We start from the raw sequence: 12,893 nt of genomic DNA on the forward strand, positions 1-12,893 counted from the left end.
TGCTGCTTGAGGAGGCCCGCTGATGGCCCGGCGATACGACTGCAACGACGCGACGGACCGCAAGACGGGTCTGCGTGAAGCCGCATCCGCCGTGCGCCGCGGCGAGCTCGTCGTGCTGCCCACCGACACCCTGTACGGGATCGGCGCGGACGCCTTCAGCCCGGAGGCCGTGGCCGACCTGCTCGCCGCCAAGGGCCGCGGCCGGGGCATGCCCACACCGGTTCTCATCGGCTCCCCGAACACCCTGCACGGTCTCGTCACGGACTTCTCCGAGCAGGCCTGGGAGCTCGTCGACGCGTTCTGGCCGGGCGCGCTGACGCTGGTCGCCAAGCACCAGCCGTCGCTCGCCTGGGACCTGGGGGACACCCACGGCACGGTGGCCGTGCGCATGCCGCTGCACCCGGTCGCGATCGAGCTGCTGACCGAGGTCGGCCCGATGGCGGTGTCCTCGGCGAACCTGTCGGGCCACCCGGCGCCCGAGGACTGCGACGCGGCGCGCGAGATGCTCGGCGACTCCGTGTCCGTGTACCTGGACGGCGGGCCGACGCCCGGCATCCAGCCGTCGTCGATCGTCGACGTGACCGGGAAGGTCCCCGTACTGCTGCGCCAGGGCGCGCTCACCGCGGACCAGCTGCGGGAGGTCGTACCCGACCTCGAGGTCGCCCCGTGAGCCCTGAGGGGCGTGGCATAGCAAGGGGGCACCTCCCGGCGGACGCCGGAGGAGACACCTTCCGCATACTCCACGTCAGCACCGGCAACGTCTGCCGCTCGCCCATCACCGAGCGGCTGACGCGCCACGCCCTCTCGCACCGCCTCGGCGGGCTCGTCACCGGCGACCTCATCGTGGAGAGCGCCGGAACCTGGGGCCACGAGGGGGCCCCGATGGAGGCGAACGCGGCCGCGGTGCTGGCGGACTTCGGGGCCGACGCGAGCGGTTTCACCGGCCGGGAGCTGCTCGACGAGCACGTCATACGGGCGGACCTGGTGCTGACCGCGACCCGCGACCACCGGGCGCAGGTCATCTCGATGGGTCACTCGGCCGGGCTGCGGACCTTCACGCTGAAGGAGTTCACCCGGCTGGTGCGGGCCATAGACCCCGCCACGCTGCCGCCGCTGGACGACGGGATGGCGGAGCGCGCCCGGGCCCTGGTCCGGGCCGCTGCGGCGCTCCGCGGCTGGCTCCTGGCGCCCTCGCCGGACGCCGACGAGGTGTACGACCCGTACGGCGCGCCGATCACCTTCTTCCGCTCCATCGGCGACGAGATCAACCAGGCGCTCGACCCGGTGGTCACCGCCCTGACGGGCGTCACCGCGTCCTCCCGCTGAGGCACCGGGGCGCACGGGGCCGTGCGGGCCCGGCCTGCCCCCCGCGCCTCGGGCGGCGGGAGAAGGACGCCGGGAATATGGTGGGGCTACCCGGTACACCCACCGCGCGGGGAGTCGTGCCATGACTGTCACCACCGAGCAGCCGGCGGACCTCCTGCGGCGCCAGGATCCGCAGCTCGCCGACATCCTCGAAGGGGAGCGGCAGCGGCAGGCCGCCGCCCTCCAGCTGAGCGCCGCCGAGAACTTCACCTCCTCCGCCGTGCTCGCCGCCCTCGCCTCGCCCCTGGCCAACAAGTACGCCGAGGGGTACCCCGGCGCCCGGCACCACGGCGGCTGCGAGTACGCCGACCTGGCCGAGCAGCTCGCCGTGGAGCGGGCCAAGGCCCTGTTCGGGGCCGAGCACGCCAACGTCCAGGCGCACTCCGGGTCCTCCGCCGTCCTGGCCGCGTACGCCGCACTGCTGCGGCCCGGGGACACCGTGCTGGCGATGGGGCTCCCGTACGGGGGACACCTCACGCACGGGTCGCCCGCGAACTTCTCCGGCCGGTGGTTCGACTTCGTCGGCTACGGCGTGGACGCGGAGACCGGGCTCATCGACTACGAGCAGGTGCAGCAGCTCGCGCGGACCCACCGTCCCAAGGCCATCGTCTGCGGGTCCATCGCCTATCCCCGCCACCCCGAGTACTCCGCCTTCCGGGAGATCGCCGACGAGGCCGGGGCCTGTCTGATCGCCGATGCCGCCCACCCGATCGGGCTCGTCGCCGGCGGGGCGGCGCCGAGCCCGGTCCCGTACGCCGACATCGTCTGCGCGACCACGCACAAGGTGCTGCGCGGGCCGCGCGGCGGGATGATCCTGTGCGGCGCCGAGTACGCCGAGCGCATCGACCGGGCGGTGTTCCCCTTCACCCAGGGCGGCGCCCAGATGCACACCATCGCCGCCAAGGCCGTGGCGTTCGGCGAGGCCGCCGGACCCGCCTTCACCACGTACGCCCACCGGGTCGTCGCCAACGCCCGGGTCCTGGCGCAGGCGCTGGCGGACCTCGGGTTCGCCGTCACCACCGGCGGCACCGACACGCACCTGATCACCGCCGACCCGGGTCCGCTGGGCATCGACGGTCCCACCGCGCGCGGCCGGCTGGCCGCCGCCGGGATCGTGCTCGACACCTGCGCCCTGCCGTACGGGGACCAGCGCGGCGTCCGGCTCGGCACGGCCGCCGTCACGACCCAGGGCATGGGGGAGGCGGAGATGCAGGCCATCGCCGCGCTGTTCGCGGCCGCACTGCGCGGGGAAGCCGCGAAGACCCGTACGGAGGTCAAGCAGCTGACGTCTGGATTTCCCCCGTACGGGGTGTAAGCGGGACAAGTGGGTCGTAGGGGAACCGGGAAGGGACCACCCGGCGTCCTCGGTACAGGGGACATCGCAGCTAATGTGTGGGGCTGAGATGGCCGGCGATACATCTGGGGCAGCCCGTGCGTGAATATCTGCTGACGCTTTGCGTCACGGTCGCGGTGACCTACCTGCTCACCGGGCCCGTGCGGAAGTTCGCGATCGCGGCCGGGGCGATGCCGGAGATCCGCGCCCGTGACGTGCACCGCGAGCCCACGCCCCGCCTCGGCGGCATCGCCATGTTCGGCGGTCTGTGCGCGGGCCTGCTGGTCGCGGACCATCTGCAGAACCTCAACGGGGTCTTCGAACGGTCGAACGAACCACGGGCGCTGCTCTCGGGCGCGGCCCTGATCTGGCTGATCGGCGTCCTCGACGACAAGTTCGAGATCGACGCCCTGATCAAGCTCGGCGGTCAGATGATCGCCGCGGGCGTGATGGTCATGCAGGGTCTGACGATCCTGTGGATCCCGGTCCCGGGCGTCGGCACGGTCCCGCTCACCCAGTGGCAGGGCAACCTGCTGACGGTGGCGCTCGTCGTGATCACCATCAACGCGGTGAACTTCGTCGACGGCCTCGACGGTCTGGCCGCCGGCATGGTCTGCATCGCGACCGGCGCGCTCTTCCTCTACGGCTACCGGATCTGGTTCGGCTACGGGATCGAGGCCGCGGCCCCCGCGACCCTCTTCGCCGCCATCCTGATGGGCATGTGCCTGGGCTTCCTGCCGCACAACATGCACCCCGCCCGGATCTTCATGGGCGACTCCGGCTCGATGCTGATCGGCCTGGTGCTGGCCGCCTCCGCGATCTCCATCACCGGGCAGGTGGACCCGGACGCGCTGGCCCTCTTCGCGGGCGGCGAGCGCAACGCGACGCACGCGATGCTGCCGGTGTTCATCCCGCTGCTGCTGCCGCTGACGATCATCGCGATCCCGGTCGCGGACCTGGTCCTGGCGATCGTGCGGCGCACCTGGAAGGGGCAGTCGCCGTTCGCGGCGGACCGCGGGCACCTGCACCACCGGCTCCTGGAACTCGGACATTCGCACAGTCGCGCGGTGCTGATCATGTACTTCTGGTCGGGGCTCATCGCCTTCGGCACCGTGGCGTACTCGGTCAACTCGGCCTCGATGTGGATCGTGCTCGCGATCGCCGCCCTCAGCGCGCTGGGTCTGGTCCTGCTCCTCCTGCCGCGCTTCACCCCGCGCGCTCCGCGCTGGGCGGAGGGTCTGGTGCCGCCCCGCTACCGGCACGCCGGGCGGGCCGCGGAGGCCGCTGCCGAGGCGGCCGTACGGGAGGCGACGGGCGCGGAGCCGGAGCCGGTGCGGCCGATCGTGGCCGGAGTCTCGGGCGTCAACGGGGCGACTGCCGTGGGCCCCCGTTCGCGCTTCCCCGACCGGCGTAAGGCCGGATCGACCCGCTGACGCCGCCGGCGCATGTCCGACATGGTTGCCCTTTACCAGACAAAGCGACCACTTATCGCGCACACACGCGCAGGGTCCCTCTCATGTGTGACAGTTAGCACACCACGCAGGTAAAGCTCTCATCAAATAGTTTGTGATACCGTTCACTAAACCCGGCGACAGAGCCGAAGGACCGTAGTGCGACGGTCCCTTGGCCCGAGGCTCTCACTCGGACCGGGCTTACGCTCGTCCCGTACGAGTCCCTTGCCCCCACCACCACGCGGAGCAAACCGCCATGCGGTCAGATGATGTCCGATTCCTCATGCAAGCCGCCGTACCCACGGCTGTCGCCGGCGCTCTCGCCGCAGCGATCAGCGCGTTGGTCGTCGGAGGCAAGGGTGCAGTCGGAGCCGTCGTCGCGACGCTGGTCGTGATGTTGTTCATGGGCATCGGATTCGTCGTTCTCCAGCGCACGGCGAAATCACTCCCGCATCTCTTCCAGGCCATGGGGCTCATGCTCTACGCGGCTCAGATTCTGCTGCTCTTCGTCTTTCTCGCCGCGTTCAAGAACACCACGCTGTTCCACCCCAAGGCTTTCGCGATCACGCTCGTCGCCACCACCCTCGTGTGGATCGGCGCGCAGACGCGTGCTCATATGAAGGCGAAGATCCTCTACGTCGAACCGGACTCGGTGAAGGGCGACAAGCCCGAGAACCCGGGGTCGAAGTCGTGAAGGGTAGGGGCGGCATAAGTACGCGTTCGGGACCCTGCTATCGTCCGGTGCCAACTGCGGCACTGCGGGCGCGGGCATCTGAGCTGACGCCTGTTCCATCGCGAGGCTCGATGCCTGACTGCCGCCCCACCATCCGTTACACCAGTCCAGTGCCGAACCGCGGCTGCGCGCCGCGCCGACACAACGAGGTTGCCGTACCTATGCGCCACGCTGAAGGAGCCCTGCGGTGAGTGCTGCTGACATGACGCTCGCCTTCGATATCAACTGTCATTTCGAAGACGGCACTGGCTGTGGCTTCCCGGCCCCGACCCTGTACTCGTTCCTCTTCAAGCCGATCTTCGGCGATGCGGACGGTCTGTACTTCAACAAGACGATGCTGCTCGCCCTCCTGGGCTCGATCGTCATCGTCGCGTTCTTCTGGGCCGCGTTCCGGAAGCCGAAGGTCGTCCCGGGCAAGCTGCAGATGGTCGCCGAGGCGGGCTACGACTTCGTGCGCCGCGGCATCGTCTACGAGACGCTCGGTAAGAAGGAAGGCGAGAAGTACGTCCCCTTCATGGTCGCGACGTTCTTCTTCGTCTGGATCATGAACCTGTGGTCGATCGTGCCGCTCGCCCAGTTCCCGGTCACGGCGGTCTTCGCCTACCCGGTCGGGCTCGCGCTCGTCATCTACGTCATGTGGATGTCGGTGACCTTCAAGCGTCACGGCTTCGTCGGCGGCCTGAAGAACGTCACGGGCTACGACAAGTCCCTCGGCGCGATCCTGCCGATGGTCATGGTGATCGAGTTCTTCTCGAACGTCATCGTCCGCCCCTTCACCCACGCGGTCCGACTGTTCGCGAACATGTTCGCCGGTCACACCCTGCTGCTGCTGTTCACCATCGCCAGCTGGTACCTGCTGAACGGGATCGGCATCGCCTACGCCGGCGTCTCGTTCGTCATGGTCATCGTGATGACCGCGTTCGAGCTCTTCATCCAGGCTGTCCAGGCTTACGTCTTCGTGCTCCTGGCCTGCAGCTTCCTGCAGGGCGCGCTCGCCGAGCACCACTGAGCGAGTCCGCTCCGCACACCCCCGAATCGTCCGGTGGCCAACCCCCACCGGTCCATGAAAGAGAAGGAAGAACTGGCATGTCCCAGACCCTTGCTGCCGTCGAAGGTTCCCTCAGCTCTGTCGGTTACGGTCTCGCGGCCATCGGCCCGGGCGTCGGCGTCGGCATCATCTTCGGTAACGGCACGCAGGCTCTCGCCCGTCAGCCTGAGGCTGCCGGTCTGATCCGCGCCAACCAGATCCTCGGCTTCGCCTTCTGTGAGGCGCTCGCCCTCATCGGTCTGGTCATGCCGTTCGTCTACTAAGACGAACCCACGACTAGTCCGAATCGACGAAAGGCACTGATGTGAACCTCCTGGTTCTCGCGGCTGAGGAGCCTCAGAATCCCCTCATCCCGCCGATCCCCGAGCTCGTCATCGGTCTGATCGCCTTCGTCATCGTCTTCGGCTTCCTCGCCAAGAAGCTCCTCCCGAACATCAACAAGGTTCTGGACGAGCGTCGCGAGGCCATCGAAGGCGGTATCGAGAAGGCAGAAGCCGCTCAGACCGAGGCCCAGAGCGTCCTGGAGCAGTACAAGGCCCAGCTCGCCGAAGCCCGGCACGAGGCCGCGCGCCTGCGCCAGGAAGCGCTGGAGCAGGGCACTGCGCTGAAGGAAGAACTGCGCGCAGAGGGCCAGCGGCAGCGTGAGGAGATCATCGCTGCCGGCCACGCCCAGATCGAGGCCGACCGCAAGGCCGCCTCTCAGGCGCTGCGCCAGGACGTGGGCAAGCTCGCCACCGACCTGGCCGGCAAGCTCGTCGGTGAGTCCCTCGAGGACCACGCCCGGCAGAGCCGCACGATCGACCGTTTCCTCAGTGAACTCGAGGAGAAGGCCGAGGCCGCCCGATGAACGGAGCGAGCCGCGAGGCGCTGGCCTCCGCGCGCGAGCGTCTCGACGCGCTGACGGACAACACGTCCGTCGACGCGGCGAAGCTCGCCGGTGAGCTGGCTGCCGTCACCGCGCTGCTCGACCGTGAGGTCTCGCTGCGTCGGGTCATCACGGACCCGGCGCAGTCCGGCGAGGCCAAGGCCGAGCTGGTGGGCCGGCTGCTGGCGGCCCAGGTGGGCGGGGAGACCCTCGACCTGGTGTCCGGCATGGCACGGTCCCGCTGGTCGCAGTCCCGCGACCTGGTGGACTCGCTGGAGGAACTGGCGGCCACCGCCGACCTCACGGCGGCCCAGCAGTCGGGCGCGCTCGACGACGTCGAGGACGAGGTGTTCCGGTTCGGCCGGATCGTCTCCTCGAGCACCGAGCTGCGGTCCGCGCTGACCGACCGGGCGGCCACCGCCTCCGCCAAGGGCGAGCTGCTGCGCAGCCTGCTCGGCGGCAAGGCGAACGCCGTCACCGAGCGTCTGGTCACCCGTCTCGTCACGCACCCGCGTGGACGTAGCCTGGAAGCGGGACTGGAGTCCCTTTCCAAGCTCGCCGCCGAGCGCCGTGACCGCATGGTCGCCACCGTGACCACCGCGGTTCCGCTCAGCGACGTGCAGAAGCAGCGTCTCGGTGCGGTGCTGGCCAAGCTGTACGGCCGCCAGATGCACCTGAACCTCGACGTGGACCCCGAGGTCCTCGGCGGGATCTCGGTGCGAGTCGGCGACGAGGTCATCGACGGCACCATCGCGGACCGCCTCTCCGAGGCGACCCGCCGCATGGCCGGCTGACCAGCCACCAATAGAACAAAAGCATTCCTAGCGGCCCGGTTGGGCCGTGCAGAACTTGCAGAAGATTCCTGGGGGTCGCCCCCAGACCCCTAAGAAGCTTCAGGCCCAACAAGGAGAGCAGGGAACCCAGATGGCGGAGCTCACGATCCGGCCGGAGGAGATCCGGGACGCACTGGAGAACTTTGTCCAGTCGTACCAGCCGGACGCGGCCTCGCGCGAGGAGGTCGGAACGGTCAGCGTTGCCGGCGACGGCATCGCGAAGGTGGAGGGTCTGCCCTCCGCCATGGCGAACGAGCTGCTGAAGTTCGAGGACGGCACCCTCGGTCTCGCCCTCAACCTCGAGGAGCGCGAGATCGGTGCGGTTGTCCTCGGCGAGTTCAGCGGTATCGAGGAGGGCCAGCCGGTGCAGCGCACCGGTGAGGTTCTCTCCGTCGGCGTCGGCGAGGGCTACCTCGGCCGCGTTGTCGACCCGCTCGGCAACCCGATCGACGGTCTCGGCGAGATCGCGACCGAGGGCCGCCGCGCCCTCGAGCTGCAGGCCCCCGGCGTCATGGTCCGCAAGTCGGTCCACGAGCCGATGCAGACCGGCTACAAGGCCATCGACGCGATGGTGCCGGTCGGCCGCGGTCAGCGTCAGCTGATCATCGGCGACCGCCAGACGGGTAAGACCGCCCTGGCCGTCGACACGATCATCAACCAGCGCGACAACTGGCGCTCGGGCGACGTGAACAAGCAGGTCCGCTGCATCTACGTCGCCATCGGCCAGAAGGGCTCGACCATCGCGTCCGTTCGCGGCGCCCTGGAAGACGCCGGTGCGCTCGAGTACACGACGATCGTCGCCGCCCCGGCGTCCGACCCGGCCGGCTTCAAGTACCTGGCGCCGTACACCGGTTCCGCCATCGGCCAGCACTGGATGTACGCCGGCAAGCACGTCCTGATCATCTTCGACGACCTGTCGAAGCAGGCCGACGCCTACCGCGCCGTGTCGCTGCTGCTGCGCCGCCCGCCGGGCCGTGAGGCCTACCCGGGTGACGTCTTCTACCTGCACTCCCGTCTGCTGGAGCGCTGCGCCAAGCTGTCCGACGACATGGGCGCCGGTTCGATGACCGGTCTTCCGATCGTCGAGACCAAGGCGAACGACGTGTCGGCGTTCATCCCGACCAACGTCATCTCCATCACCGACGGCCAGTGCTTCCTGGAGTCCGACCTGTTCAACGCGGGCCAGCGCCCGGCGCTGAACGTCGGCATCTCGGTCTCCCGCGTCGGTGGCTCCGCCCAGCACAAGGCCATGAAGCAGGTTTCCGGCCGTCTGCGCCTGGACCTCGCCCAGTACCGCGAGCTGGAGGCGTTCGCCGCCTTCGGTTCCGACCTGGACGCCGCGTCGAAGGCTTCGCTGGAGCGCGGCAAGCGTCTGGTCGAGCTGCTGAAGCAGGGCCAGTACCAGCCGATGCCCGTCGAGGAGCAGGTCGTCTCCGTCTGGGCCGGCACCACCGGCAAGATGGACGACGTCCCGGTCAACGACATCCGTCGCTTCGAGTCGGAGCTGCTGGAGCACCTGCGCCGCGAGCGCAAGGACCTCCTCACCTCCATCGCCGACGGCGGCAAGATGTCGGACGACACCCTGACGTCCATCGCTGACGCCATCGCCGGCTTCAAGCGCCAGTTCGAGACCTCGGACGGCAAGCTCCTGGGCGAGGACGCTCCGGCCGTCAACGTCTCCAAGTGACGACGGAAGGGACCTGACTCATGGGAGCGCAGCTCCGGGTCTACAAGCGTCGCATCCGTGCCATCACGGCGACCAAGAAGATCACCAAGGCGATGGAGATGATCGCCGCCTCGCGCATCGTCAAGGCGCAGCGCAAGGTGGCGGCATCGATGCCGTACGCGACCGAGCTCACCCGTGCGGTGACCGCGGTGGCGACCGGCTCGAACACCAAGCACGCCCTGACCACCGAGGTCGAGACGCCGACCCGGGCCGCGATTCTGCTCATCACGAGCGACCGCGGTCTGGCCGGCGGCTACTCCTCGAACGCCATCAAGCAGGCGGAGCGGCTCACCGAGCGGCTGCGCGCTGAGGGCAAGGACGTCGACACCTACATCGTCGGCCGCAAGGGTCTGGCCTACTACGGCTTCCGCGAGCGCAAGGTCGCGGATTCGTGGACCGGCTTCACCGACAGCCCGGCCTACGCCGACGCCAAGCGCGTCGCCGGGCCGCTGATCGAGGCCATCCAGACCGAGACGGCCGAGGGCGGCGTCGACGAGCTGCACATCGTCTACACGGAATTCGTGTCGATGATGACGCAGAACCCGGTGGACGGACGGATGCTGCCGCTCAGCCTCGACCAGGCTGCGGAGTCTGAGACATCAGCGGCTAGCGCCGCGGGCGGTACGAAGGGCGAGATCCTTCCGCTGTTCGACTTCGAGCCGTCGGCGGAGGACGTCCTCGACGCCCTGCTGCCGCGCTACGTCGAGAGCCGTATCTACAACGCACTGCTGCAGTCGGCCGCTTCCGAGCACGCCGCCCGCCGTCGTGCGATGAAGTCGGCGACCGACAACGCCGGGGACCTCATCAAGAGCCTCTCCCGGCTTGCCAACGCGGCCCGCCAGGCCGAAATCACCCAGGAAATCAGCGAGATCGTCGGTGGCGCGAGCGCCATGGCTGACGCGACCGCGGGGAGTGACAAGTAATGACGACCACTGTTGAGACGGCCGCCGCCACGGGCCGCGTCGCCCGGGTCATCGGCCCGGTCGTCGACGTGGAGTTCCCCGTCGACGCCATGCCCGAGATCTACAACGCCCTCAAGGTCCAGGTCGCCGACCCGGCCGAGGACGGCAAGCTCAAGACCCTGACCCTCGAGGTCGCGCAGCACCTGGGTGACGGCCTCGTCCGTACCATCTCGATGCAGCCGACCGACGGTCTGGTCCGCCAGGCCGCGGTGACCGACACGGGCGAGGGCATCACCGTCCCCGTCGGTGACTTCACCAAGGGCAAGGTGTTCAACACCCTCGGTGAGGTGCTGAACTACCCGGAGGAGAACGCCAACGTCTCCGAGCGCTGGCCGATCCACCGCAAGGCGCCCCGCTTCGACGAGCTCGAGTCGAAGACCGAGATGTTCGAGACCGGCGTCAAGGTCATCGACCTTCTCACCCCGTACGTCAAGGGTGGAAAGATCGGTCTGTTCGGTGGTGCCGGTGTCGGCAAGACCGTTCTGATCCAGGAAATGATCTACCGCGTCGCCAACAACCACGACGGTGTGTCGGTCTTCGCGGGCGTCGGTGAGCGTACCCGTGAGGGCAACGACCTCATCGAGGAGATGGCCGAGTCGGGCGTCATCGACAAGACGGCCCTCGTCTTCGGCCAGATGGACGAGCCCCCGGGCACCCGTCTGCGCGTCGCGCTCGCCGGTCTGACCATGGCGGAGTACTTCCGCGATGTGCAGAAGCAGGACGTGCTGTTCTTCATCGACAACATCTTCCGGTACACCCAGGCGGGTTCCGAGGTGTCGACCCTGCTCGGCCGCATGCCCTCCGCGGTGGGTTACCAGCCGAACCTGGCCGACGAGATGGGTCTCCTCCAGGAGCGCATCACCTCGACCCGTGGTCACTCGATCACCTCGATGCAGGCGATCTACGTCCCCGCGGACGACCTGACCGACCCGGCGCCGGCGACCACCTTCGCCCACCTCGACGCGACGACGGTTCTCTCCCGTCCGATCTCCGAGAAGGGCATCTACCCGGCCGTGGACCCGCTGGACTCGACGTCCCGCATCCTCGACCCGCGGTACATCGCGGCGGACCACTACGCCACGGCGATGCGCGTCAAGGGGATCCTCCAGAAGTACAAGGACCTCCAGGACATCATCGCGATCCTCGGTATCGACGAGCTGGGCGAGGAGGACAAGCTCGTTGTCCACCGTGCCCGTCGCGTCGAGCGCTTCCTGTCGCAGAACACCCACGTGGCGAAGCAGTTCACCGGCGTGGACGGTTCGGACGTTCCGCTCGACGAGTCGATCACCGCGTTCAACGCCATCTGCGACGGTGACTACGACCACTTCCCCGAGCAGGCGTTCTTCCTGTGCGGTGGCATCGAGGACCTGAAGGCCAACGCCAAGGAGCTGGGCGTCTCCTGATCCGGCGCGCTCCTCACGGAGCGCATCCGGTTCGACGGAACGCAGGAGAGGGGCGGGTATGTCCCGTCCCTCTCCCCACGCCCATTAGAATTTGACCCAACACCCGGCTGACCCGCCGGGTGGTGACCCGAGGAGCCACCTTGGCTGCTGAGCTGCACGTCGAGCTGGTCGCGGCGGACCGCAATGTCTGGTCCGGCGAGGCCACCCTTGTTGTCGCCCGCACCACGTCCGGCGACATCGGCGTCATGCCCGGTCACCAGCCGCTTCTCGGTGTGCTGGAATCGGGCCCGGTGACCATCCGTACCAGCGGGGGCGACACCGTCGTCGCCGCGGTACACGGCGGTTTCATCTCGTTCGCGGACAACAAGCTGTCCCTGCTGGCCGAGATCGCCGAGCTTGCGGACGAGATCGACGTCCAGCGGGCGGAGCGGGCACTGGAGCGCGCGAAGTCGGAGGCCGATGCGGCCGCCGAGCGTCGCGCGGACGTCCGGCTGCGCGCCGTGACGGGCTGATCGCCCGTCGGAGTTCGAACCGCTGAGTCCCGGAGGGCGACCTCCGGGACACAGCAGACCTCAGCCGCGGTCCGTTCTGGAACATTCCAGACCGGGTCGCGGCTGAGGCGATGCAGGTCCGTTTTTCGTGAGGCATTCGATGAGCGAGGAGGTCGGTGAAGATGCTCCTCGCTCTGCTTGTGAGCGGCCTGGTCGTAGTCCTGGTGGTGATCGGGCTGTTTGTCTTCGGGCTGCGCCGGAGGCTCATCCAGCGGTCCGGCGGCACCTTCGACTGCAGCCTGCGCTGGGGCGTGTCGGAAAAACCCGACGTCTCCGGCAAGGGCTGGGTGTACGGGGTCGCGCGCTACAGCGGTGACCGGATCGAATGGTTCCGCGTCTTCAGCTATTCGCCGCGCCCGCGCCGGCTCCTGGAGCGGTCCTCCATCGAGGTGGTCTCCCGCCGCGCCCCCGAGGGCGAGGAGGAGCTGGCCCTCCTCTCCGACGCCATCGTGCTCGGCTGTGTCCACCAGGGCACGCGCCTGGAGCTGGCGATGAGCGAGGACGCGCTGACCGGCTTCCTGGCGTGGCTGGAGGCGGCGCCGCCCGGGCAACGGGTGAATGTGGCCTGACCTGCTGTGATGTGAAGAAGCCGGGGAGACGGGGGCGGACCCGTCTCCCCGGCT

Annotated in this window: 14 protein-coding genes; all 14 read left to right on the forward strand. The window is 68.8% G+C overall.

The features are described 5' to 3' along the window. The first annotated feature begins 22 nt into the window (after positions 1-22). The 14 genes from ACFWUZ_RS16665 to ACFWUZ_RS16730 all read left to right on the forward strand — a co-directional run bounded on the left by ACFWUZ_RS16665 (position 23) and on the right by ACFWUZ_RS16730 (position 12,839). Positions 23-670, forward strand: a complete 648-nt coding sequence (locus ACFWUZ_RS16665) for an L-threonylcarbamoyladenylate synthase (RefSeq protein ID WP_384372712.1) — start codon at positions 23-25, stop codon at positions 668-670. After that, on the forward strand, positions 667-1,326 hold the full coding sequence (locus ACFWUZ_RS16670; protein ID WP_384372714.1) for a protein-tyrosine-phosphatase: 660 nt from the start codon (positions 667-669) through the stop codon (positions 1,324-1,326). Before ACFWUZ_RS16665 ends, ACFWUZ_RS16670 begins: the two co-directional genes overlap by 4 nt. A gap of 121 nt (positions 1,327-1,447) precedes the next feature. Next, positions 1,448-2,680: a serine hydroxymethyltransferase gene (glyA, locus tag ACFWUZ_RS16675; RefSeq protein ID WP_384372716.1), complete on the forward strand. Its 1,233-nt coding sequence runs from the start codon at positions 1,448-1,450 to the stop codon at positions 2,678-2,680. 116 nt (positions 2,681-2,796) lie between these two features. After that, on the forward strand, positions 2,797-4,131 hold the full coding sequence (locus tag ACFWUZ_RS16680; RefSeq protein ID WP_384372718.1) for an MraY family glycosyltransferase: 1,335 nt from the start codon (positions 2,797-2,799) through the stop codon (positions 4,129-4,131). A 274-nt stretch (positions 4,132-4,405) separates the two neighbouring features. Beyond that, complete coding sequence (locus tag ACFWUZ_RS16685) at positions 4,406-4,843, forward strand: hypothetical protein (protein WP_384372720.1); 438 nt, start codon at positions 4,406-4,408, stop codon at positions 4,841-4,843. A gap of 241 nt (positions 4,844-5,084) precedes the next feature. Next, complete coding sequence (atpB, locus tag ACFWUZ_RS16690) at positions 5,085-5,891, forward strand: F0F1 ATP synthase subunit A (RefSeq protein ID WP_362047621.1); 807 nt, start codon at positions 5,085-5,087, stop codon at positions 5,889-5,891. Positions 5,892-5,968: 77 nt separating this feature from the next. Next, positions 5,969-6,193, forward strand: a complete 225-nt coding sequence (atpE, locus tag ACFWUZ_RS16695; RefSeq protein WP_030545783.1) for an ATP synthase F0 subunit C — start codon at positions 5,969-5,971, stop codon at positions 6,191-6,193. A 41-nt stretch (positions 6,194-6,234) separates the two neighbouring features. Beyond that, the gene (locus ACFWUZ_RS16700; protein WP_384372722.1) at positions 6,235-6,777 is read left to right on the forward strand and encodes a F0F1 ATP synthase subunit B; all 543 of its coding nucleotides are present in this window, start codon (positions 6,235-6,237) and stop codon (positions 6,775-6,777) included. Continuing rightward, positions 6,774-7,589, forward strand: a complete 816-nt coding sequence (locus tag ACFWUZ_RS16705) for a F0F1 ATP synthase subunit delta (RefSeq protein ID WP_384372724.1) — start codon at positions 6,774-6,776, stop codon at positions 7,587-7,589. The genes ACFWUZ_RS16700 and ACFWUZ_RS16705 overlap by 4 nt, the downstream gene beginning before the upstream one ends. A 130-nt stretch (positions 7,590-7,719) precedes the next feature. Further along, the gene (atpA, locus tag ACFWUZ_RS16710; RefSeq protein ID WP_215148869.1) at positions 7,720-9,315 is read left to right on the forward strand and encodes a F0F1 ATP synthase subunit alpha; all 1,596 of its coding nucleotides are present in this window, start codon (positions 7,720-7,722) and stop codon (positions 9,313-9,315) included. A 20-nt stretch (positions 9,316-9,335) separates the two neighbouring features. Beyond that, the gene (locus tag ACFWUZ_RS16715; RefSeq protein WP_384372727.1) at positions 9,336-10,277 is read left to right on the forward strand and encodes a F0F1 ATP synthase subunit gamma; all 942 of its coding nucleotides are present in this window, start codon (positions 9,336-9,338) and stop codon (positions 10,275-10,277) included. Beyond that, a complete protein-coding gene (atpD, locus tag ACFWUZ_RS16720; RefSeq protein WP_384372729.1) occupies positions 10,277-11,719 on the forward strand; it encodes a F0F1 ATP synthase subunit beta in 1,443 nt (480 codons plus the stop codon). Before ACFWUZ_RS16715 ends, atpD begins: the two co-directional genes overlap by 1 nt. 140 nt (positions 11,720-11,859) lie before the next feature. Beyond that, a complete protein-coding gene (locus tag ACFWUZ_RS16725; protein WP_031150521.1) occupies positions 11,860-12,231 on the forward strand; it encodes a F0F1 ATP synthase subunit epsilon in 372 nt (123 codons plus the stop codon). Positions 12,232-12,392: 161 nt separating this feature from the next. Continuing rightward, positions 12,393-12,839 (forward strand): DUF2550 domain-containing protein, encoded by a 447-nt coding sequence (locus ACFWUZ_RS16730; RefSeq protein ID WP_384372731.1) that lies wholly within the window; start codon positions 12,393-12,395, stop codon positions 12,837-12,839. The last annotated feature ends 54 nt before the right edge of the window (positions 12,840-12,893 follow it).

The sequence above is a fragment of the Streptomyces sp. NPDC058646 genome (assembly GCF_042716875.1).
In the GTDB taxonomy this organism is placed as follows: domain Bacteria; phylum Actinomycetota; class Actinomycetes; order Streptomycetales; family Streptomycetaceae; genus Streptomyces.

Coding starts and splice junctions, on each gene's coding strand:
- ACFWUZ_RS16665 (WP_384372712.1), top strand. CDS start 23: ATGGCCCGGCGATACGACTGCAACGACGCGACGGACCGCAAGACGGGT.
- glyA (WP_384372716.1), top strand. CDS start 1,448: ATGACTGTCACCACCGAGCAGCCGGCGGACCTCCTGCGGCGCCAGGAT.
- ACFWUZ_RS16685 (WP_384372720.1), top strand. CDS start 4,406: ATGCGGTCAGATGATGTCCGATTCCTCATGCAAGCCGCCGTACCCACG.
- atpB (WP_362047621.1), top strand. CDS start 5,085: ATGACGCTCGCCTTCGATATCAACTGTCATTTCGAAGACGGCACTGGC.
- atpE (WP_030545783.1), top strand. CDS start 5,969: ATGTCCCAGACCCTTGCTGCCGTCGAAGGTTCCCTCAGCTCTGTCGGT.
- ACFWUZ_RS16705 (WP_384372724.1), top strand. CDS start 6,774: ATGAACGGAGCGAGCCGCGAGGCGCTGGCCTCCGCGCGCGAGCGTCTC.
- atpA (WP_215148869.1), top strand. CDS start 7,720: ATGGCGGAGCTCACGATCCGGCCGGAGGAGATCCGGGACGCACTGGAG.
- ACFWUZ_RS16715 (WP_384372727.1), top strand. CDS start 9,336: ATGGGAGCGCAGCTCCGGGTCTACAAGCGTCGCATCCGTGCCATCACG.
- atpD (WP_384372729.1), top strand. CDS start 10,277: ATGACGACCACTGTTGAGACGGCCGCCGCCACGGGCCGCGTCGCCCGG.
- ACFWUZ_RS16730 (WP_384372731.1), top strand. CDS start 12,393: ATGCTCCTCGCTCTGCTTGTGAGCGGCCTGGTCGTAGTCCTGGTGGTG.